The 21,337-nt window shown below is 49.6% G+C and carries 15 protein-coding genes; 1 reads left to right on the forward strand and 14 read right to left on the reverse strand.

The window, feature by feature from the left end:
* Positions 1 to 6: 6 nt before the first annotated feature.
* The 10 genes from C7U56_RS02670 to C7U56_RS02715 all read right to left on the reverse strand — a co-directional run bounded on the left by C7U56_RS02670 (position 7) and on the right by C7U56_RS02715 (position 14,665).
* Positions 7 to 2,265: a DNA topoisomerase gene (locus C7U56_RS02670; protein WP_107000023.1), complete on the reverse strand. Its 2,259-nt coding sequence runs from the start codon at positions 2,263 to 2,265 to the stop codon at positions 7 to 9.
* 53 nt (positions 2,266 to 2,318) lie between these two features.
* Positions 2,319 to 3,209 carry a DMT family transporter gene (locus C7U56_RS02675; RefSeq protein WP_107000024.1) on the reverse strand — a complete coding sequence of 297 codons (891 nt, stop codon included), beginning with the start codon at positions 3,207 to 3,209 and terminating at the stop codon, positions 2,319 to 2,321.
* Between the two features lie 46 nt (positions 3,210 to 3,255).
* The gene (locus C7U56_RS02680; RefSeq protein WP_107000025.1) at positions 3,256 to 4,305 is read right to left on the reverse strand and encodes an aldose epimerase family protein; all 1,050 of its coding nucleotides are present in this window, start codon (positions 4,303 to 4,305) and stop codon (positions 3,256 to 3,258) included.
* Between the two features lie 355 nt (positions 4,306 to 4,660).
* Complete coding sequence (gene asd, locus C7U56_RS02685) at positions 4,661 to 5,746, reverse strand: aspartate-semialdehyde dehydrogenase (protein ID WP_107000424.1); 1,086 nt, start codon at positions 5,744 to 5,746, stop codon at positions 4,661 to 4,663.
* A gap of 254 nt (positions 5,747 to 6,000) precedes the next feature.
* Positions 6,001 to 7,572, reverse strand: a complete 1,572-nt coding sequence (locus tag C7U56_RS02690) for a nitrite/sulfite reductase (RefSeq protein ID WP_107000026.1) — start codon at positions 7,570 to 7,572, stop codon at positions 6,001 to 6,003.
* A gap of 187 nt (positions 7,573 to 7,759) precedes the next feature.
* Positions 7,760 to 8,482, reverse strand: a complete 723-nt coding sequence (gene deoD / locus C7U56_RS02695) for a purine-nucleoside phosphorylase (RefSeq protein ID WP_107000027.1) — start codon at positions 8,480 to 8,482, stop codon at positions 7,760 to 7,762.
* Between the two features lie 53 nt (positions 8,483 to 8,535).
* Positions 8,536 to 10,779: a DNA gyrase/topoisomerase IV subunit A gene (locus tag C7U56_RS02700; protein ID WP_107000028.1), complete on the reverse strand. Its 2,244-nt coding sequence runs from the start codon at positions 10,777 to 10,779 to the stop codon at positions 8,536 to 8,538.
* An 85-nt stretch (positions 10,780 to 10,864) separates the two neighbouring features.
* Positions 10,865 to 12,784 (reverse strand): DNA gyrase/topoisomerase IV subunit B, encoded by a 1,920-nt coding sequence (locus C7U56_RS02705; RefSeq protein ID WP_107000029.1) that lies wholly within the window; start codon positions 12,782 to 12,784, stop codon positions 10,865 to 10,867.
* 483 nt (positions 12,785 to 13,267) lie between these two features.
* Entirely contained in the window at positions 13,268 to 14,053 is a 786-nt protein-coding gene (locus tag C7U56_RS02710) for a ZIP family metal transporter (RefSeq protein ID WP_107000425.1), read from the reverse strand.
* 375 nt (positions 14,054 to 14,428) lie between these two features.
* Positions 14,429 to 14,665: a hypothetical protein gene (locus C7U56_RS02715; protein WP_107000030.1), complete on the reverse strand. Its 237-nt coding sequence runs from the start codon at positions 14,663 to 14,665 to the stop codon at positions 14,429 to 14,431.
* Between the two features lie 237 nt (positions 14,666 to 14,902).
* Here C7U56_RS02715 and C7U56_RS02720 point away from each other — a divergent pair, with 237 nt between their 5' ends.
* Positions 14,903 to 16,282: an MATE family efflux transporter gene (locus tag C7U56_RS02720; protein WP_107000031.1), complete on the forward strand. Its 1,380-nt coding sequence runs from the start codon at positions 14,903 to 14,905 to the stop codon at positions 16,280 to 16,282.
* A gap of 168 nt (positions 16,283 to 16,450) precedes the next feature.
* Here C7U56_RS02720 and C7U56_RS16100 read toward each other — a convergent pair whose 3' ends face one another.
* The 4 genes from C7U56_RS16100 to rnr all read right to left on the reverse strand — a co-directional run bounded on the left by C7U56_RS16100 (position 16,451) and on the right by rnr (position 21,073).
* The gene (locus tag C7U56_RS16100; RefSeq protein WP_265104141.1) at positions 16,451 to 16,579 is read right to left on the reverse strand and encodes a hypothetical protein; all 129 of its coding nucleotides are present in this window, start codon (positions 16,577 to 16,579) and stop codon (positions 16,451 to 16,453) included.
* On the reverse strand, positions 16,576 to 18,168 hold the full coding sequence (gene hcp, locus C7U56_RS02730; RefSeq protein WP_181357148.1) for a hydroxylamine reductase: 1,593 nt from the start codon (positions 18,166 to 18,168) through the stop codon (positions 16,576 to 16,578). The genes C7U56_RS16100 and hcp overlap by 4 nt, the downstream gene beginning before the upstream one ends.
* A 285-nt stretch (positions 18,169 to 18,453) precedes the next feature.
* A complete protein-coding gene (smpB, locus tag C7U56_RS02735) occupies positions 18,454 to 18,918 on the reverse strand; it encodes an SsrA-binding protein SmpB (protein WP_107000032.1) in 465 nt (154 codons plus the stop codon).
* 49 nt (positions 18,919 to 18,967) lie between these two features.
* Positions 18,968 to 21,073, reverse strand: coding sequence for a ribonuclease R (rnr, locus tag C7U56_RS02740; protein ID WP_107000427.1), 2,106 nt, complete (start codon positions 21,071 to 21,073; stop codon positions 18,968 to 18,970).
* Positions 21,074 to 21,337 lie beyond the last annotated feature (264 nt).

The following is a 21,337-nucleotide window of genomic DNA, read 5'->3' on the forward strand; positions in this document are numbered from 1 at the left end:
AATAAGCTATTTGGTTCCAGCTTTTGTCGCTCTTGCAGCTTTCATATTTCCCGCGCTCTTCGCACTTCTCGAACTCTTCTTCTCTTTCTCTGCATTCTGGTAGAACACAGCAACCGCATCAAACGCCGGCCGCAGCCCATACGCATTTCCCATATGAACCGCATTGTAAGTGCGTCCGATAACGAAGCGCTCTAATTTCTGCATATATTCATCCGGTGTGATGCTGCCCTCTGCCACATAGGTCAGACCTTTTTCCCAGCTTGCCGTCAGCTCCGGGTTGAGAAGCTGCTTCATGGATGTGTGTACGACCTCATAAATCAGTTCTCCCAGATAGGTCGGCGTGATGACCTGCGTTTTTTCATTGAGCGCCATATATTTGATGTTGAACAACTTTTTCAGGATCTCCGCGCGGGTTGCACTCGTTCCGATGCCGCTGCCCTTGATCTGGGCGCGCAGCTCTTCGTCTTCGATAAGCTGACCGGCATTTTCCATCGCCAGAATCATCGAACCGGAGGAATAACGCTTCGGCGGAGATGTCTCGCCCTCTTTGATCTGCAAATCATCCAGTGACACTTTCATCCCCTTTTTGAGCTGTTCCAGCATCTGGATAAACTCTGGGTGGGACGCGTCAATTACCTTTGGCTGGCTGCTGTCTGTTCCATCTGCTTCTCTTGCCGGATTTTCCGCATCATTTCCATCTATACCTGGTTCAAGGCGGTTCGTTCTGCCGACACTTTCCCCGGCGGTGTCCTTTTTCTTTTTCGGAATTTCCGCCACCTTGAGATATCCCGCTTCTTTCAATACCTTGAAACCGGCAAAGAAATGTTCACTTTTTACCTCAATCTCAACCGCATATTTCTGGTAAACCGCCGCCGGATAAAAGATGCTTAAGAAACGGCGCACAATCACCTGGTAAATCTTGCGGTTCAACTCCGGGAGACTTCTCAGCGCGCCGAGTCCCTGTCCGGTCGGTATGATTGCGTAGTGATCGGTAATCTGCTTATCATTGACATAACGCGTTTTTGCTATGTTCTTCCACAGCCCTGCCTGCATCGCCTCCGATGCAAATGCCGCCAGCGGCTCATAATGCGTCAGACCGCCGATATTTTTGCTGATCTCCTTCGCCACCGCCGTTGAAAGCACACGCGCGTCCGTTCGCGGATAGGTAACCAGCTTTCGCTCGTACAGCTCCTGCACCACTTTCAGGGTCTGATCCGGGCTGATTTTAAACATTTTAGAACAATCATTCTGGAGCTCCGCCAGGTTATAGAGAAGAGGTGGATTTTTGGTTTCCTTTTTCTTTTCCACTTTTAAAATGGTTCCCTGCGAAGTATTATATACGCCCATTAAACCCGCGTCCGCTTTTTCTGCGTCGCTGATCTCTGACTGCATGACTCCCGAATTTTCGCTTCCATTCTCGCGTTCCCACAGCCATGCAATCAGCGCCTCCGCGTCCTTTCGCTCCTTAAAACCATTTTCCTTATACAGACACGGCGTTCCATAGTAACGGCTTCCTTCCACCGCCCGCCATTCGCCGTCAATCGAGATGCCTGCCGGTCCAAATGTACCGATCACGCGGTAAAATGGCGTTTTGACAAATTCCCGGATCTCCCTCTCCCGGCGGACTACCATACCGAGGACACAGGTCATGACGCGTCCGACTGAGATCACGGTCCGGTCAGAACTTCGCATATAGTTAGAAACAGATGGTCCATATTTCAACGTCAGTGCGCGGGAAAAGTTAATTCCCATCAGATAATCTTCTTTTGCCCGCAGATATGCCGAATCCGCCAGATGATCGTATTCGGACAGATCCTTCGCTTCGCGGATGCCGCGCAGAATCTCTTCCTCCGTCTGTGAATCGATCCAGACGCGCTTCTGTCTCTTGCCCTGCACGCCAGCCATCTGCGCGACGAGGCGGTAGATATATTCTCCCTCCCGTCCCGAGTCGGTACAGACGTAGATTGTATCTACATCCGCCCGGTTTAAGAGACCGCTCACGATTCCAAACTGTTTCTTCACGCTGTCGATAACCTGATATTTCCATTCTTTCGGGAGAAATGGAAGTGTCTCCAGACTCCAGCGCTTATATTTCATATCATATACTTCTGGATAGCTCATCGTGACCAGATGTCCAACACACCAGGTCACAACCGCATTTTCCGACTCAATATAGCCATCCACCGATCGTCCATTTACCTTGAGTGCATTTGCGAACTCACGCGCCACGCTCGGTTTCTCGGCTATAAATAACGATTTTGCCACGTTGTTCTGCTCCTATCTTACTAATTTCGTAACTGTTCAGTACCTAATTTCGTCTAATTCCTTTTCCGCTTCGGCGTCCACTCCGCCAGAATCGCCGCCGCAAACATCAGCCCACAGCCAATTAACATTCGCAACGTCAGCTCCTCATGCAGCAGCCAGACAGAGAACAGGAGCCCAAACACCGATTCAAACGACAGTAGAATCGAGGATGTGCTGGCGCTCAGATATTTCTGCCCCACTGTCTGAAGCAGAAAACAGAGCATACTGGATGCGAGTCCCAGATATAGCATCGAAACTGCTACTCCCGGCAGTGTAAATACTTCCGGATGGAATGCTCCTTCCGTGAGAAGCCCCAGCACCCACGAACACGCCGCCGCTGTTCCCATCTGCATGACCGTCAGGCGGATCGGAGTGCAGTATGCCGTGAAGCGATCCAGAAAAATCATATGAACCGCAAAGCAGATGCCGCACACCAGCGTCAGGAAATCACCAAAATTGACCGACAGCTCGCCTTTCAGCGATAAAAGCGCCAATCCCACAACAGCAAATCCCGCTGCGATCAGGTTATTTGCCTTCGGGCGCACATGATTAACCGCCCATGCCAGAAACGGCACGATCACCACATACAACGTCGTAATAAACGCATTTTTACTCGCGGTCGTGTATTTCAGCCCATACGTCTGAAAATAATAACTGATAAATAGAAACAATCCCGCCAGTGCGCCGCATTTAAACTCCTGCATCGACATTCCCCGGATCTGTTTCCAGAAAAGAGCCGCCATCCCAAGCGCCGCGATCGTAAACCGGTACGCCAAAAGGTATGTAGGTGTAATCGCGTCCATCGAATTTTTCATCACAACGAACGCGCTGCCCCAGATAATTGTTACAAATAAAAGGCTGGCAGATGCCAGCACTTTTACTCCCTTGTTGTTTGTCTCACTCATGTCAATCTCTATCCTATGTCAAAATGATCACAAATCAAATACAAATTTAAACCGTCATAAATTTATAACTGGTCGTTGTATCGTATTTCTCGCCCTTTTTCACGACCGGGGATGCAAATCCCGGCATGTTGACTGCGTTCGGGTAATACTGCGTCTCAAAGCAGTATCCCTGGCGTCTCGCATACTTCACACCGCCCTTACCCGGAACCTGTCCGTCCAGGAAATTGCCCGTGTAGAACTGAACTCCCGGCAGATCGGTGTATACCTCCATCTTGCGCCCGCTCTCCTCGTCGATCGCAGCCGCCGCCAGACTGAATACGCCTGACTCATGGTTGAGAATCCAGTTATGATCGTAGCCGCCGCCCAGTTTTAACTGATCGTAATCCGCTTCAATATCACGTCCGATCGGCTTGAAATCTGAGAAATCCATCGGAGTCCCCATTACCTTGCGGATCTCACCGGTCGGGATCAGCACCTTGTCTACCGCCGTGATCGCATCACTGTCAATGTAAACCATCTGTGAAAGCGCCGGACCACTCTCATGACCTGCCAGATTGAAATACGCGTGGTTTGTCATATTAAAAATAGTATCCTGATCGCAGGTCCCCTCGTAATGAATCTTTACTTCATTTTCATCTGTCAGCGTGTAGGTCACACGGATCGAGGCATTTCCCGGATATCCCTGATCGCCGTCCGGGCTTTCCAGTGTAAAAGAAACCTGATTAATGCCCGTCTCATATTCCGCCGCCCAGATACGGTTCCGGTAGAAATCCATACCGCTGTGCAGGTTGTTCGGACCATCATTCGCCGTCAATTCGTATTTTTTATTATTTAACGTAAACGCCGCGCCGCCAATCCGGTTTGCATTTCGTCCAACAGCCTCGCCCAGATGTCCATCGCTTACCAGGCAGTCTGCTACTGTTTCATGTCCCAGCAGGACATCCGCCATCTCTCCATTCCGATCCGGCACCAGCATCGTGGACCAGATTGCACCCAGATCTAAAAAGGATGCAGAAACGCCATTCTGATTCGTCAATGTATAACGGCTGACCTCTCTGCCATCTTCCATTGTTCCAAAGATTGTCTTCTCAACCATGCCAAATCCCCCTTAATTTTTAGAATCCGAAAAATATTTCTCGCATTTTTTATGCTTACTTTTGTCAGAATAAATCTGTCTAACTTATAAATAGCTGATTTATAATGCGCAGACCTACTGAACAGTTACAAGTATACAATACTTTTCCCCTCATGCACACCCATTTTTCCAAATCTGATTATAAAAATTTCAAGAGTCGTCACTGTTCACACATGTTTCCTATGACACAAATAAAAACTGCCTTCCAGAGCAGAGTCAGCCATCGTTTTTCAAACAGCTTCTCCGCCACTGGGCGGCAGTTCTTACTTTTATCAGTTTTAATTTTCTATTTCACGGATTCTCTGAACAGATTTCTCTATTTCGCCTGAATATATCCCTGTGCGGTCAGAAGCTCTGCACACAGTACCGCACCGCCGGCTGCGCCGCGCAGTGTGTTGTGGGAGAGACCTACAAACTTCCAATCGTAAACTTTGTCTTCTCTCAGACGGCCAACAGATACGCCCATGCCCTTCTCATAGTTGACATCCAGCTGTACCTGCGGACGATTATCCTCTTCCAGATACTGAATGAACTGCTTCGGTGCGCTCGGAAGCTCCAGTTCCTGCGGAAGTCCTTTGAAATTAACCAGCTTCTCGATCAGCTGCTCTTTGGTTGGTTTCTTTCTGAACTTTACAAATACGGCTGCTGTATGTCCGTCCAGAACCGGTACACGGATGCACTGGCAGGTAATCACCGGCTCGAATGCCTTCACGATCTCGCCGTCCTTGATCTCTCCCCAGAGACGAAGCGGCTCCTGCTCGCTCTTCTCCTCCTCACCACCAATGTACGGGATGATGTTACCTTCCATCTCCGGCCAGTCTTTGAACGTCTTGCCAGCTCCGGAGATTGCCTGATACGTCGTAGCTACTACCTCATATGGCTCAAATTCCTTCCATGCAGTCAGAACCGGTGCATAGCTCTGGATGGAGCAGTTCGGTTTTACCGCTACGAAGCCTCTCTTGGTTCCCAGACGTTTTTTCTGGAACTCAATCACCTTAAAGTGCTCCGGATTGATCTCCGGCACTACCATCGGAACATCCGGTGTCCAGCGGTGTGCGCTGTTGTTGGAAACAACCGGTGTTTCTGTCTTTGCATACGCATCTTCAATCGCACGGATCTCTTCTTTTGTCATATCTACGGCGCTGAACACGAAATCAACTTCGGATGCTACCTTCTCGATCTCGTTTACGTTCATAACGGTCATCTTCTTCACACACTCCGGCATCGGGGTCTGCATTTTCCAGCGTCCGCCGACTGCCTCCTCATATGTTTTTCCTGCAGAACGCGGGCTTGCTGCCAGCGCAGTAATCTCATACCACGGATGATTTGCCAGAAGCGTGATGAAACGCTGACCTACCATACCAGTTGCTCCCAGAATGCCTACACGTAATTTCTTTTCCATGTTCATCGTTTTTCTCCTCTTCTGACAGCGGCTTTTTCAGCTTCTCATGGCAGGATGGAGTTTGGATAGGAAGCTCCTGCTCTGCAACACGTTTTCACTCTGCCGCTGTAATTCTTGTCTATCCTATAACAAAACAAACAAAAAATCAACATTTTTCCGCAAGAAAAATACATTTGTACGTCACTCGCGGACATTTGATAAATTTATAACGTCTGTCACGGATTTAACGATGTTTTAACTCAAAATAGGTTCTTCTAAGCTAAGTATTCCGCTGCAGCCTTCTCAATCCCATCCGGGTACTGCGTCCGGTAGCTCTCAAAATCAAGCCCCCTTGCCGCAATCTCTTTTCCAAGTTTGACTAAGAACGACGGAATCTCGCTCTCAAACATCGTGCCAAGCTCACGTCCCATCGTCTCTTTTCCCTGTACCTCATTTCCGCCCAGATAAAATACAAATGCCGGCTGTGCCTTGCCATCTGCCATCCGCACGCCTCCGCGGAATCCCATCGGTCCAGTCTGGTGGGTACCGCAGGAAGACGGACATCCGGAAATATGAATCTGCGGAAGTGCGCCGTCCGGGATCTGTGCCTCCCCGACCGCCTTTACACACGCCTGTAACAGAGCCTGCGAATCGCGTGCACCAACCTGACAGATCGACGCACCGATACAGCTTACCGATGTCTCAAACTTTGTCTGAGCCGTCTCCTTCGTCGCCTCCAGAATCTTCTCTGCTTCTGCTCCGGTCAAATTGATGATATAAGCAGTTTCATCCGGTGCCAAGCGAAGCTCTGTGCCGTCAATCGACTGCATCAGTTCTCCCAGGGATGCCAGCGTCTCCGGGCGCGGCTGTCCGCCAATCGGATGCCAGATAACCGTATAAAGTCCCGGCTGTTTCTGCTCCAGCACACGTTCTCCCGACGCGCTGCTTCCATCGCCTGTTTTGCCCTGCTTTTCTTTCATTCCTGCCGCTGCCATCACTTCCTCACGTGAAAGATCCAGCTGTTCCCCGGATGCCAGTACCTCCTGAAGCTTTTCCTGATACGCCTTCCGGTAATTTTCCGCTCCGCCGAGTGCTTCCTGCATATACCGGGTACGCGCTTTTCCGCGGTTTTCGTAATTGCCATATGCCCGGAATGTCAGCCACATCGCCTTAATGTAATAAAGAATCTTCTCCGGCGCAACGCCCTCGGCAACTTTAACGCCAAACTGCGGATTGTTTCCCAGACCGCCTGCACTGTATACCTCAAACGTTCCGTCCGGGCAAGCCGCAAATCCCAGATCTCGGTAGGTCGCGTGCGTCACATTCGCCGGTGAATTAGAGAAACAAACCTTGAGCTTGCGCGGCATCTTTTCCGCATTGATGAAGGTCATCAGGTATTCGCCCGCCGCCTTCGCCCACGGCATAACGTCGAAATATTCGCCCTCTTCCACACCGGAAAGCGGAGAACACATCACATTTCGCGGGAAATCTCCGCCGCCGCCCATCGTCACTATCCCGGCATCGAGTGCCTGCTCCATCAATTCACAGACTGATTTCTCATCCAGATTGTGAAACTGCACGCTCTCACAAGTCGTAAAATGTACCATATTTACCTGATATGCGCGGATTGCCTTTGCGATAAATGCAAGCTTCTCCTTCGACACACATCCTGCCGTCATACGCAGACGCAGCATGCTCGCCGCGCCGCCTTTCTGTGCATAACTGCCGTAACGTCCTGAAAAGCCCTTATATGAGCCCTTATCCATCTTTCCTGCATAAAAATCCCTCGTTTTTTCACAAAACTCCGGAAGATCTGTTTTCCACTCCTGTGGAGCAATTCCTATCATTTTTCTCTCCTGTTTTCTCTTCAAATTGTAACTGTTCAGCACCTTCACAGTCACGCGCAAAAATCCATTAAAAATTGCCTACGGCAATGGGATTTTTGCCTGCTGGTCCTTGTTTTCGTACGATCAGCGCAGTAAATGCGCAGACCTACTGAACAGTTACTTCAAATTCTACTTTTACCAGCTTATCTTACACCAGATCCAGCGCCACTTCCATCATATTGGTAAACGTCTTCTCGCGTTCTTCTGCCGTCGTCGCCTCTCCGGTCACTGCCGAATCCGATACGGTCAGGATACAGATCGCATTTGCGCCCGCATAGGCAGCGTTGCTGTAAAGTGCCGCCGACTCCATCTCCACCGCCAGCACGCCCATCTGCGCCCAGCTAGTTCCGTCCGGCTCAAGCGGCGGGTTGTAGAACATATCGGAACACAAAATATTACCGACATGATATTTTAAATTTCTCTTTTTCGCGGACTCAACTGCCTTTTCCAGCAGCTCATAGCTGCACACGCAGGAATAATCCCCCGGCAGGCGGAACTGTTTTACATAGTTGGATGTCGTACAGGAGCCCATCGCGAAAATAAGCTCGCGCACCTTTACCTCCGGACGCAGCGCACCGGCAGTTCCGATCCGGATCAGATTCCTGCATCCATAAAAATGAATCAGCTCATAGGAATAAATTCCCATCGACGGACAGCCCATGCCGGTTCCCATGACAGACACGCGTTTGCCCTGATAATAGCCGGTATAACCGTACATATTTCTCGTTGTATTGAACTGTTTTGCATCCGTCAGAAAATGTTCTGCGATATACTTTGCCCGCAGCGGATCGCCCGGAAGCAAAATCGTCTCCGCAATCTCGCCCTGCTTTGCCCCGATATGAGGGGTCGGTGTGTTCTGAAGTTCAGCCATATGAAATACCTCCTTTTTTCGTAAATGTACTCTCGGAATCTTTCTGTTTGATTCTAGCTTCTCGCCCGGCTTCCCTTGCCATCGCGGTGCCCTATTTTCAAACGGCTCAAATGAACCGTTTTTTCTTTATACATAACGATCGGATCATCCTCAGTGCCGTCCAGCAGATGGATTGTCTCCAGCGACTCGGTACGCCCCAGCTTGATGCCGCGCACACCTTTCGCATTCTTCTTCATCTCCGATATCTCCTCGATCGGGAATCGCAGGAAGATACCGCTGGTCGTCTGGATGACCGCCTCTTTCATGCCGTCCGCCGGCTGTACCGAGAGAAGCATATCATTCTCCTGCAGCTTGGTCGCCGCCACTGTTCGGTTATTTGTCTCAAATTCCCCGCCGGGCACGATCTTAATCATCGCATCCTTCGTTGCAAATAATAGCTTCTGTCCCTTTAACTGCGCCGCATTCACCACACAGACCGGACGTTCTTTGGTGGCATCAAATTTACTCAGGTTATCGATCGGCACCCCCTTATCGCGCAGCTTTCCAAAGGGAATCTCAGTCACCTTCACCTGATGGAATGCACCCAGATCTGTAAACAATCCTATCTTATCCGTCGTATGGCACGGCAGTACATACACATTCTCCGTGTCCACTGTCTCCCGGTTCCGCTCGTAGATCGACGGTTCCAGAATCTTGCAATAACCAAACTTGTCCAGCACGAACACGCCCGGTCTGGCGCTCTCCGCCGCCTCGTCATACACTGCCTCGCGTCCATCCTCGATTTTCGTCCGGCGTTCCACTGCAAACTCTTCCTTGATTGACTGCAGATCTTCTTTAATCACCTCGTCCATCGCCTCACGGCTGCCGAGAATCTTCTGGTATTCTTTGATCTTGCGAAGTGTCTCTTTGTACTCCTTCTGCAATGCCAAGATCTCCAGGCCGATCAGTTTATAGAGACGCATTTCCAGAATCGCAGATGCCTGTTTCTCCGTAAAATGAAGCTTCTTGGCATCTTCCTCAAATCCCGGTGTACGGAACTGGATTTTGGAAATATCGCCCTCCATCAGGCAGGCTTTCGCATCTTTCAGATTCTTCGAACCACGCAGGATCGCGATAATCAGATCGATGCAGTCGCAGGCTGTGATCAGACCTTCCTTGATCTCCTTCTTCTCCTGCTCCTTTTCCAGAAGCACCTGATACTTGCGGGTATTATTTTCATACTGGAAATCCAGGTAATTCTTTAAGATTCCCTTTAAATTCAGCGTCTCCGGGCGTCCATTCGCGATCGCCAGCATATTGACACCGAACGTATCCTCCAGTTTTGTCTTTTTATACAAAATATTCTGGATTTTCTCAATATCCGCGTCTTTCTTGAGTTCCAGAACAATCCGGATTCCTTCTTTATTCGATTGGTTGGAAATATCCACCACATCGGCAAGTTTCTTGGACTCAACCAGATCTGCGATATCCGACAGACATTTATTGATGCCAGCGCCGATCATCGTGTACGGAATCTCCGTGATCACCAGCTTGTCCCGGTCAGAACGGCGTTTTCCAAGCTCCACCTCCATCCGGGCACGCAGTTTGATGCGCCCCGTTCCTGTCTCGTAGATCGCCGGAAGTTCACTCTTATTCGCAATGATGCCGCCGGTCGGGAAATCCGGTCCCTTTAAGACGCTCAGAAGCGCTTCCGTCTCCATCTCCGGCTGATCGATATACGCCATCACCGTATCGATGACCTCGCCCAGATTGTGCGGCGGAATGCTGGTGCTCATGCCGACCGCAATTCCCTCGGCACCGTTGAGCAGCAGATTCGGCACGCGGACCGGCAGAACCTCCGGCTCTTTCTCCGTCTCATCGTAGTTCGGCACAAACCGGACGGTCTTGTCCAGATCCTTTAAATACACTTCCTCCGCAAACTTCTGGAGACGCGCCTCCGTGTAACGCATTGCCGCCGCCCCGTCGCCCTCGATGGAACCAAAGTTTCCATGTCCGTCTACCAGCGGCATTCCCTTCTTAAAGCTCTGGGAAAGCACGACCAGCGTCTCATAGATCGAGCTGTCGCCGTGCGGGTGGTATTTACCCATCGTATCACCGACGATACGCGCTGATTTCCGGTGCGGCTTGTCATGCCCCAGATGCAGCTCCCCCATATCGTAAAGAACGCGGCGCTGTACCGGTTTCAAACCATCCCTTGCATCCGGGATGGCGCGGGCCGTGATGACACTCATCGAGTAGTTCATATAGCTGCGCTGCATTTCCTCTGAATATTCTGTCGTAATGATCGTTTCAGCCATTCTATTTTCTATCTCCTAAATTCCTGTCATATACTTTCATAATCGTAACTGTTCAGTGCCTTCACAGTTACTCATAATCTTTCTATTAAGCATCTATCTCCGCCTCATCTGCGTGATCGTAGATAAACTGCCGTCTCGGCGGCACATCGCTTCCCATCAGCATCTCCGTGATCTCCGACGCCATCCGGGCATCCTCGATCTCCACACGCTTGAGCACACGGTTCTCCGGGTTTAACGTCGTCTCCCAGAGCTGTTCCGCATCCATCTCGCCCAGACCTTTGTAGCGCTGCAGGGTAAATTCCCCTGTGTGGGTTCTGCGGTAGCGCTCCAATGCTTTTTCATCGTATAGATACTCTTCTTTTCCCTTTTTCGGAATCACCTTAAATAACGGCGGCATCGCAATATATACGTGCCCGTTCTGAATCAATTCCGGCATAAAGCGGTAAAGAAACGTCAGAAGCAGCGTATCAATATGACTTCCGTCCACATCGGCATCCGTCATCAGGACGATCTTGTGATAACGCAGCTTCGCAATATCGAAATCATTGCCGTATCCTTCCGAAAAACCGCAGCCGAACGCATTGATCATCGTCTTGATCTCGGCATTCGCCAATACCTTGTCCATCGAAGCTTTTTCCACATTTAAAATCTTGCCCCGGATCGGCAGGATCGCCTGATAGCGGCGGTTTCGTCCCATCTTGGCTGAACCGCCCGCGGAATCTCCCTCGACAATGAAAATCTCACACTTCTCCGCCTCGCGGCTCTCACAGTTTGCCAGCTTTCCGTTGCTGTCAAAGGAAAAACGGGATTTCGTCAGCATATTGGTCTTGGCACGTTCCTCCGCCTTCCGGATCTTTGCAGATTTCTCCGCACAGGCGATGATCGCCTTCAACACCTCTAAATTCCGGTCAAAATAAAGCTGCAGCTCCTCCCCTGTCACGCTGAACACCGCTTTTGTCGCATCGGCACTCGCCAGCTTTGTCTTCGTCTGCCCCTCAAAGATCGGATCCGGATGCTTGACCGCCACAACCGCCGTCATGCCATTTCTCGTATCCGGTCCCGTAAATTTTGTATCTTTTTCCTTCAGGATTCCCAGTTCTTTCGCATAGCTGTTGATCATCTGGGTAAAACGTGTCTTAAAGCCCGCCAGATGCGTGCCGCCCTCCTGTGTGAAAATATTGTTGCAGAAGCCGAGTACATTTTCCTCAAATGCATCGACAAACTGGAATGCCACTTCAACCTCGATCTGGTCGCTGACGCCCTTGAAATAAATCGGATCATGAATCGGCGTCTTCGTGCTGTTCAGCTCACGCACATACGCCACGATGCCGTCCGGCTCCGAATAAGTCACCTTTTCAGCCTCGCCCGCCCGCTTATTCTCATAAAGAATCGTCAGCTTTGGGTTCAGATATGCCGTCTCATGCAGGCGGCTCTTGAGCCAGTCCGCCTTGAACCGCGTTTTTTCAAAAATCTCCGGATCCGGCAGAAAATTGATCTCCGTTCCGGTCTCTCTTGTCTTTCCAACCACCGGCAGAAGACCATCGATCAGCTCAACCGTCGGGATGCCGCGCTCATACGCATCGTGATGGATCTGTCCATTCTTATATATATTGACCTCCAGATGCGCTGAGAGGGCGTTGACAACCGACGAACCGACGCCGTGCAGACCACCGCTCGTCTTGTACGCATTGTTGTCAAACTTGCCGCCCGCGTGCAGGGTCGAGAGTACGATTCGCTCCGCCGCCACACCCTTTTTATGCATCTCCACCGGAATACCGCGTCCATTGTCCCGGACGGTGCAGGAGCCGTCCGCCTCCAGTGTCACGCGGATCTGGGAACAGGCACCCGCCAGGTGCTCATCGACCGAGTTGTCCACGATCTCATAGATCAGGTGATTCAGTCCCTTCGTTCCCACACTTCCTATATACATACCAGGACGCTTACGGACAGCCTCCAGTCCCTCCAGGACCGTTATGCTGTCCGCATCATACTGTGTTTTACCCATAGATTCATTCCTCCTGTGCCCGACCTGGGAATCATATTTGCTGCCATTTACACGAGTGATGCAAACGGCAGCTTTTATTTCACAGGTCAAGCTGATTTCTTCTACTTATAATATGTATTTATTTTATGACTTTGAAATCATGCAAATAGAACATTCTAACTCTCTGGCATCACACCCGCCAGCCATTGTTTTATAGACTTTTCATTACCGAAAAAGTAGTAAACCGTTCTCATTTACTATAAAATATTAGTAACTGTTCAGTACCTTCACCGTCACGCGCAAAAATCCATTAAAAATTGCCTGCGGCAATGGGATTTTTGCCTGCTAGCCCATGTTTTCGTACGGTCAGCGCAGTAAATGCGTGGACCTACTGAACAGCTACAAATATTATTACATAAATTCAAAAATTTTGCAACGCATTTTTCAGAACAAATGTTCGCTTTTCAGGCAGCCGGATTCCATGCCAGCACTGCCAGCTTTCTTTTATCCCAGCGCCACATCCAGAATCATCATCAGCACAAATCCAACCGCAAATCCGATCGTTCCCATATCGGAATGACTGCCCTGCGCCGACTCTGGAATCAGTTCCTCCACAACCACGTAAATCATCGCCCCTGCTGCAAGCGCCAGGAGAACCGGCAGAACCGATTCCAGATAGCGGTACGCGGCGATCGTCGCAAGCGCCCCGATCGGCTCGACGATACCAGAGAGTGTTCCCATCGCAAATGCCTTTTTCCGGCTCATCCCCGACTCACTCCGAAGCGGCAGGGAAATGATCGCTCCCTCCGGGAAGTTCTGAATCGCAATTCCAAGTGAAAGTGCCAGCGCCGCTGCAAGCGTGATGCCGCTCTTTTCTGCTAAGAATCCGGCAAATACCACTCCGACTGCCATCCCCTCCGGGATATTGTGAAGTGTGACCGCCAGAACCAGCATCGTTGTCTTCTTGAGCCCGCACATATGTCCCTCCGGCTCATCACTTCCCAGATGCAGATGCGGAATCAGGCGATCCAGCAAAAGCAGCATCAGAATACCCACCATAAACCCAATAGATGCCGGCAGAAATGCCAGACGCCCCATTGCTTCGCACATATTCATCGATGGAATTAAAAGTGACCAGACCGACGCCGCCACCATCACTCCCGATGCGAACCCCAAAAGCGTTTTCTGGATGATCGGCTTTAACTCATTTTTCAAAAAAAAGACGCAAGCTGCTCCCGCCGTCGTACCGACAAACGGAATCAAAACCCCAAGTAGCGTATTATGATCCATATTCATTCCCTTCTCTTTCTTTTTTAACATCTGAGCGGTTCTTTTCCCGGAACCTTGTTTTTTTCCTTCTATTTCTCTTTGAGGTACCGATTTGATCAAAGAAGTCATCTCAAGTTCCTCTGATTGAATATTCCTATTGTAGCATATGCACCTTTCTTTTGCACGGTTCCTTTTTATCATTAAGCCGATTTCATCCGCCAATCCCGGCTCAAATCCGATTCAAACAACCCTCTGTTTATACATCGGCATTCTTTCATATGTTTCTCGTTTGCAAACGTCTTTACGCAAACAAAAAGAGAGAACCAGAAATCAGGATGTCCCTAATTTCCAGTTCTCTTTTCATTCTTTGAATACAATGATTTATCACTTTTTAATTTATTTCTGCTCAGAATTCTGTTTAATAAACTCATGAACATCGTTTACGCTTAAATTGCTCTCTTCGATCGCATCCAGTAATTCGCTTAATTCAGCTTTACGAATCTCAGCCGCTAATTCCTTTTTCTCTGCTTTCAGAGCTTTAACGGTTTCTTCTAATTTAGCCAGCTTCTCTTCTACCGATGCCAGCTTCTCTTTGTTTACTTCTAATGCAGAACGTTTCGGTCCTCTCGGCATAATACATACCCCTTTCGTTTTCTTTGAGAATAGCACAAATCTCTTATTTGTGCAATATCGATTCGTTTAAAAACCAAGTTTTTCATCAATCAGAGTAATCTCCATTTCAATAAAACGCCTTTTTTAATAATATACTTCCTTTTTGAATCTCTTTTGAATAACTTTCTCTCTGGACAAATTTCTTTTTCCTTATTATAATATCAGATTGTATCCAAACGCAAGAAAAAAGGAGTTTGTATGAGTGCTTCCAATACACAGAACGATTTTTCCAAAGGAAGTATCGTTAAAAATATCATGAATCTCGCGATCCCGATGACGTTGGCGCAGCTTATCAATGTCCTGTACAACATCGTTGACCGCATCTACATCGGACGCATACCCGATCATGCCACCCTATCTTTGACCGGCATCGGGCTTTCGCTGCCGATCATCACGCTCGTCATCGCATTTGCCAACCTGTTTGGCATGGGCGGTGCGCCGCTCTGCTCAATTGAGCGCGGACGCGGGGATATCAAAGAAGCCGAGGCAATCATGGGAAATTCCTTCTCCATGATGGTTATTTCCGGTGTGCTTCTGACCGTACTCTGCCTGATATTCCGCAAACCAATGCTGTATCTGTTCGGAGCCAGCGACGCTACTTATCCATATGCAGACGCCTACATTACAATCTATCTGCTCGGCAGCCTGTTCGTGATGGTCGGACTCGGCATGAACTCGTTCATCAATTCACAGGGATTCGGGCGCATCGGCATGATGACCGTCCTTTTGGGCGCTGCCGCCAATATCCTGCTCGACCCGATTTTTATCTTTATGCTTCACATGGGAATCCGCGGCGCGGCGCTCGCCACCATCCTGTCGCAGCTTCTCTCTGCCATCTGGATTCTGCGGTTTTTAACCAGTGACAAAACAATCCTGAAACTGAGACGTTCTTCGATGCACCTTTCCGCACGGAGGATCCGGAAAATCGTCGGACTCGGTCTGTCCGGTTTCACGATGGCGATCACCAACTGCACCGTCCAGATCATGTGCAACGCAACCTTACAGGTATACGGCGGCGATCTCTACGTCGGTGTTATGACCGTTATCAACTCCATCCGTGAAATTGCAACTCTTCCGGTAACCGGCGTTACCCACAGCGCCCAGCCGGTGCTCGGTTTCAATTATGGGGCGAAAGAATACGGCCGCGTTAAAAAGGCAATCGTCTTTACCTCTTTTATTGCAATTTTATATACGACCGGTATCTGGCTGATCGTCGATGGTTTCCCAGCATTCTTTATCCGCATTTTTAATCAGGATGCAGAACTCATTGCAGCAGGTATTCCGGCGATCCGCTTATACTTTTTCGGATTCTTTATGATGTCGCTCCAATTCTCCGGACAGTCGATTTTCGTCGGTCTGGGCGAATCCAAAAAAGCGATCTTTTTCTCTATTTTCCGAAAAGTAATCATCGTCGTTCCGCTGACAATCCTGCTGCCAGGTATGTTCGGAATGGGCACCAACGGCGTATTCGCCGCCGAACCGATTTCCAACTTTGTCGGCGGAATTGCCTGCTTTGGAACGATGCTTTTTACCATCTGGCGGAAATTGACGAAACTGCAGAAACAGGAAGCAGTTTAAAATATATCGCACAAGCCTGTAAATAAAAAGCAGCTGTAAAACAGATATTTCTTTGAATTTCTTTATCTGTTTTATAGCTGCCTTTTTATTTATACTTTTTTGCGGCGGTTCTGCGTCCTTATTATATTATCACGACTTCTTTTTATCTATTTCCTTTTTCATCCTTAATTATTCCGTTGTCTCATACGCATACAGAATCGTCCGAGCATTGTCAAATTCATAGCTGCACGTTACAAAAGAATAGAGACGTACAATTGTCCCCTCGATCGGGGCTTTTGCACTCGCGCCCAATATCATCTGTGCAGATCCTCCTCCGGTGTGCTGATCGGTGCAATGTTATAATTTTCCACCAGATACTGCAGCACATTCGGAGAGATAAATGCCGGAAGGGACGGTCCGAGGAGAATATTTTTGATCCCCAGATGAAGCAGTGTCAGCAGGATACACACTGCTTTCTGCTCATACCAGGAGAGCACCATGGAAAGCGGCAGATCGTTGACACCGCAGTCAAATGCTTCTGCCAGTGCCACCGCAACCTTGATGGCGCTGTAAGCATCGTTGCACTGTCCCATATCCATTATTCTCGGAAGACCGCCAATCGTACCCAGATCCAGATCATTGAACCGGTATTTGCCGCAGGCAAGGGTCAGAACAATGCTGTCTGCCGGTGTCTGCTTTACAAATTCGGTATAATAATTGCGTCCCGGCTTGGCACCGTCACATCCGCCGACCAGAAAGAAATGTTTGATGGCTCCCGATTTAACGGCATCGATGACCGTATCCGCCACTGAAAGAACCGCATGGTGGGAAAATCCAGTCATGACTGTTTTGCCGCCGTTTATGCCTGTAAAATGCATATCCTCAGGATAACCGCCCAGTGAAAGTGCCTTTTCAATAACCGGCGTAAAATCTCTCTCTTTGCCGATGTGTACCATTTCCGGATAGGACACGACTTCCGTCGTAAACACCCGGTCGGCATAGCTCTTTTTCGGAGGCATCAGGCAGTTCGTCGTAAAGAGAACCGGAGCCGGAATATCTGCAAATTCCTTCTGCTGGTTCTGCCATGCCGTGCCGAAATTGCCCTTCAGGTGAGGATACTTTTTCAGTTCCGGATAAGCGTGCGCCGGAAGCATTTCACCGTGAGTGTAGATGTTGATGCCCTTATCTTTCGTCTGCTCAAGGAGCTGTTTTAAATCGTATAAATCATGGCCGCTGATAACGATAAACGGGCCTTTCTCCACGGTCAGAGGCACCTGCGTCGGAACAGGATTTCCATAAGTTTCGGTGTTGGCCCGATCCAGAAGCGCCATGCACTTGAGGTTGATTTCACCCACTTCCAGGACAATCGGAAGCAGCTCGTCCATGCCCCAGTCATCCATGCCAATCGCAAAGAGCGCCTTAAAAAAGAAGCGATTGATCGTGTCATCGGTATATCCCAGAACGGCCGCGTGGTAAGCATACGCCGCAACGCCGCGGATTCCGAACAAAATCAGCGATTTCAGAGAACGGACATCCTCGTCTGCCTCCCAGAGATTATTCATATCATAATTGTTATTTTTGCCGCAGGAGACCGTGCACACGAAACAATCAGGCACCAGGCGTTCTCTCTCTTTTTCAACCCGCCGGATCAATTCAGTGATGGTGTCATTGTTAAAATTCACATTTGTTACCGTGGTAAACAATCCTTCCAATACAAGCCTGCTGGTATCCCCGGTAATCAGGTATTCATTGCCTTCCGTCGCTCTTGCAAGGCCAATCAGCGCACCCGTCAGCTTATCCTGCAGTCTGGCGGTGTCCGCTCTCTTGCCGCACACACCGGCACTGCCGGTACAGGCCGTACAGCCTGCCGTCTGCTCACACTGGTAACAAAACATTTTCCGCTCCATACTTTATAACTCCTTTTCGTTGTTCTGCAATCAACTGCCATTATTTCTAACCTGCGGCACCCTCACGTTCAAGAACACATTCGCGCACTTCCAGGCTTCCGGCTTTTTGTCTTTCTTAGCTTTACAAGCGTATTATAAAAAAATACCGGCAGAAATTCAGTTGTTTTTACAACGAAACAGAAATTTAAGTTCAAAAGAATATTTAGCCGCAAAAATACCGACCTCCAATCGTTAGATTTTTAGGTCTAACATTTGGAAGTCGGTACATAGATGGAATCTTTTCTTTTATTTCTGTCTCGCCTTAAACGCCCGGTCAATCTCCCGCTTCGCGTCCTTTTTCGCCAGATCGTCTCTCTTATCATACAGCTTCTTACCACGTGCCAGACCAATCTCCACTTTTACGAGACTTCCTTTAAAATACACCTGCAGCGGTACCAGCGTGTATCCTTTTTCTTTGATCATCGACATCAGGCGGCGGATCTCCAGTTTGTGAAGAAGGAGTTTCCGCACACGCAGCGGATCTTTATTAAAGATATTTCCCTTCTCATATGGACTGATATGCATGCCGAATACATACACCTGACCGTCGCTCTCGATCTTGATAAATGCTTCCTTGATGCTGCATTTACCCATGCGGATCGATTTAACCTCGGTACCGAACAACTCAATCCCGGCTTCGAATTTATCATCAATAAAATAATCATGGTAGGCTTTCTTATTGTTCGCCACCATCTTGATTCCTGCTCCCATTTTAATCCCTCTTTTCCTCTCTACTTTTTACATCTTATTTTACAATCTCCTACTTCCAGTACACTGCCGGCATAAAATCAATCGTCCTCGCATACCGGTCGCAGGCCGTCACGCGGACGCGGATGGTCTGACCGAGTTTGTACGTCTTTCTCGTCATCTCTCCGACCAGCTCATAGTGTGCTTCGTCAAATACGAAATAGTCGCCGCGCAGTTCATTGACATGAACTAATCCTTCAACCGTGTTCGGCAGCTCGACATAGAAGCCCCAGTTGGTGACACCGGAAATGACTCCCTCGAATTCTTCTCCGATGTAATGTTCCATGTACTGGACTTTCTTCATCTTATCGGTTTCGCGCTCGGCTTCGTCAGCGCGGCGCTCCAGGGCCGAGGTCTGGACTGCCACTTCCGGCAGGATTTTCTCAAAATGGGCGGTTTTTCGCGCATCCATATTGCCGTGGAGGCATTCTTTGATGATCCGGTGGATCTGCAGATCCGGATAACGGCGGATCGGGGAGGTGAAATGGGTATAGTATTTCGCCGCCAATCCAAAATGACCGGAGTTCAAGGTCGAATATTTCGCCTGTTTCATGGAGCGCAGCGTCAGACGGCTGAGCAATGCCTCCTCCGGCGTGCCCTCTATCTTTTCAAGCAGCTTTTGCAGCTCTTTCGGATGGACTTCGCCGCCCGGCATCCGCAATGTATATCCGAAGTTGTTGATGAACGTGCCTAGTTTCGCCATCTTCTCCTCATCCGGTTTCTCATGGATTCGGTAGAGGAACGGAATTTCCTGCCAATAATAGTCCTCGGCTACCGTCTCATTTGCCATCAGCATGAAATCCTCGATAAGCTTCGTCGCCGCGTTGCGCTCATACGGCTTGATCTCGATCGGGCGTCCTTTGGCGTCGAGTAAAATCTTGCTCTCTGGAAAGTCGAAGTCGATCGCACCGCGCTCCTGGCGTCTCTTGCAAAGAAGCTGCGAAAGTTCTTTCATTTGCAGGAATAAATCCACAAATTCCTTATATTTCTCCTTTGTCTCTGCATCATCATCCGTGATGATCGCATTGACCGCCGTATACGTCATCCGGCGATCGACGCGGATCAATGTCTCTGCAATCTCATGTCCGAGCACGACGCCTTTGTCATTGATCTCCATGATACAGCTCAGCGCCAGGCGATCCTCGCCCTGATTCAGGGAACAGATACCGTTTGAGAGTTTATGCGGCAGCATCGGAATGACGCGGTCGGTCAGATACACGCTCGTTCCGCGCTTTAATGCCTCGCGATCAAGCGGGCTGCCCTCGCGGACATAATGGGTCACATCCGCGATGTGTACACCGAGCCGGTAACCCTGCTCCGTCTTCTCCAGCGTGATCGCATCGTCGAGATCTTTCGCTTCCTCACCATCAATCGTGACTGTCGGCAGATCGCGCAGATCCTTGCGTCCCGCCTTGTCCTCCTCGCGGACGGCATCCGGGATCTCTTCAAGCTGCGCCATGACCTCCGGCGGAAATTCTTCCGGCAGACCGTATGCTTTCACGATCGATAAAATATCGACTCCCGGATCGTTCATATGTCCGAGAATACTGGTGATCACGCCCTCCGGCTTCTTATCCGGGCTGTTTCCGTAATCCTTGATCTTCACGATGACCTTATGACCGGTCACTGCGCCCGCGTCACACCCCTGCGGGATGAAAATGTCGCGTGAAATCCGTGGATTGTCCGGGATCACAAAGCCGAAACCGCCGTTTTTCTCATACAGACCAACCAGCTCCTGATTGGCGTGCTCCAGGATCCGCACGATACTTCCCTCAGCTCTGCGTCCGCCGTCGCTCTCCTGCTCAATCACAACCAGCACCTTATCGCCGTGCATCGCGCCCTTTGTTTTTTCACGCGGAACGAACACATCCTGCTCACGTCCCTCGATTGCCACGAAACCGAAGCCTTTCGGGTGTCCCGAATAAATACCTGCCTCTGAAAATGTCTCCGGGCGTCCCAGCTTGCCCTTGCGGGACATGCTGATTTTTCCCTCTTCCAGCAGATGATCGATAACCCGCTGCAGCTCCCGGCGCTGTTCCTTCGGAATATTTAAAAGAAGTGCCAGCTCCTTCAGCTTCATCGGCACGTATGCCGGTTCATTCATGACATCCTGAATCATCTTGCAGCGGCGGGTAAACTCCTCCTCGGAAACGCCAGCATCCTCACGCTCCTTCTTGCCGCGCTTTTCGCGCTTCTTATCCATCTCACGCTCAAGCTTTCGATCACGGTCTTTCTTTCCCGCTTTATCCTTTTTCTGGCGCACCGATTCCTCTTTCGGACCTTTCGCACGCTCCGGTTTTTTCTTCTTTTTTCCGTACCTCTCTTCCCACTCGCCGATCAGCCCATCCCCGTCAATCTGGCGCCGTACGCTGCTCTCCCGGCT

This window comes from Clostridium fessum, from assembly GCF_003024715.1.
In the GTDB taxonomy this organism is placed as follows: Bacteria; Bacillota; Clostridia; order Lachnospirales; family Lachnospiraceae; genus Otoolea; species Otoolea fessa.